1 protein-coding gene is annotated in these 1,337 nt (G+C 70.2%); it reads right to left on the bottom strand.

The annotated features are described in order from the left end of the window. Positions 1 to 31: 31 nt before the first annotated feature. On the bottom strand, positions 32 to 1,117 hold the full coding sequence (locus C5B96_RS16930) for a hypothetical protein (protein WP_104246525.1): 1,086 nt from the start codon (positions 1,115 to 1,117) through the stop codon (positions 32 to 34). Positions 1,118 to 1,337 lie beyond the last annotated feature (220 nt).

Here is a 1,337-nt window from a genome sequence, read left to right as displayed (position 1 = left end):
CTCCTCCCCTTGACGCGCCCCGCCCCCTCCCTCATTCCGCGAGACGGACAGGTGCGGGCGACACCGACCGGTCTGCGTGACGACCTCGGTGCGAAGTGACCGTCTCGCGGGGTGGGGCCACACGGGAAGAGTTCGGGCTGCTTACGGCGGCCTGGGCCGCTCTGCGGGAGAGGCGCGGCACGCCGGCCTCGGAGAGGAGCCGTTCGAGACGGGCGGGGGTTCGGAGGTGCTCCCAGGTCCAGCGGCGAATCTGGCTGCCCTCGGCACGGAGGTCGTCTTCGCGCAGCTTCTCCTCGACGACGACCTCCCCCGGCGTGCGGGTGCCGAGGTACTCGGGCTTGAGGTACTTCGAACGGCCGTCGAACTCTCCGATGATGCGCGCGTCAGGCCACTCGAAGTCGGTGAAGTAGCTGCCGCCACGGGGATTCGGATGCTCGACCTGCAGCTGCGGCGGCGCAAACCCGAGCTGGCGGATCAGCAGACGGCTGTATGATTCCCCCGGGCTGCCGGCGCCCCCGTCGGCGAAGTGGATGGCGCGAGCCGCCCGGGCGGCACCGCGTGAGGACTGGATGCCCACGAGCTGCTCGAGCAGAGCATCCTGGGTCACCACGGGATGCGGGTGCGCCGTGCGCGGGTTCAGGGAGTGGTCGAGCGCAGCAACCGCCTCCGCGATCGAGTCGAAACGCGCGAGGTCCACGAGGGTGCGGAGGCGCGACGTTACCCGGAGCCCGAGCAGCTCGGCCACATCGGTGTCGGGCATGGCTTCGGCGTGGTGCCGCACCCCGTTGCGCGACCGGAGGCCTCCTGGCGGCACGGGGATCAGGTGCACATCTTCTGGCCATCGGTTGATGCGCGGGAACGACCACAGCGCGGCGGCCGACTGTCGAGCCACAACGCAGGGCACCTCGCGGGTGGCCACCACTGCATGTATACGTCGGACGTAGCGGTCGCGCGGCGAGGCAGCCGACCACGAGGCGGAGTCGGTGTACACCCCACGGCGGAGTCGCGTGAGCCGGCCGCTCGCCGCAGCCCGGCGCAACGAATCGGACTCGGAGTCGAGAAAATGGGCGTCGCGGCTGAGCAGCAGCTCGCCGCTCGCGTGTGGCATGTCGTGCATGCCCCCATCGTCGGGCCGCGCCGATGCCGCCCGACGTGACCGTCCCACATCTGTGCACAACTTCTCTGGCCCGCCACCTGTGCACAACTCCCCCGAGCGCCTGTGCATAGCTCACGAGACGGACACGTGCGGGCGAGACCGACACGTCTGCGTGACCGTCTCGCCCGCACGTGTCCGTCTCGTGAGCTATGCACAGGCGCTCGGGGGAGTTGTGCACAGG

The sequence above is a fragment of the Subtercola sp. Z020 genome, assembly GCF_002931235.1.
Lineage (GTDB): Bacteria > Actinomycetota > Actinomycetes > Actinomycetales > Microbacteriaceae > Subtercola.
Note: the sequence above shows the minus strand (reverse complement) of the source record. Positions and strands in the feature narration are given on the sequence as shown.

Excerpts from the sequence above, each read along its gene's own strand:
- C5B96_RS16930 (WP_104246525.1), bottom strand. The coding sequence starts at position 1,117 with ATGCACGACATGCCACACGCGAGCGGCGAGCTGCTGCTCAGCCGCGAC.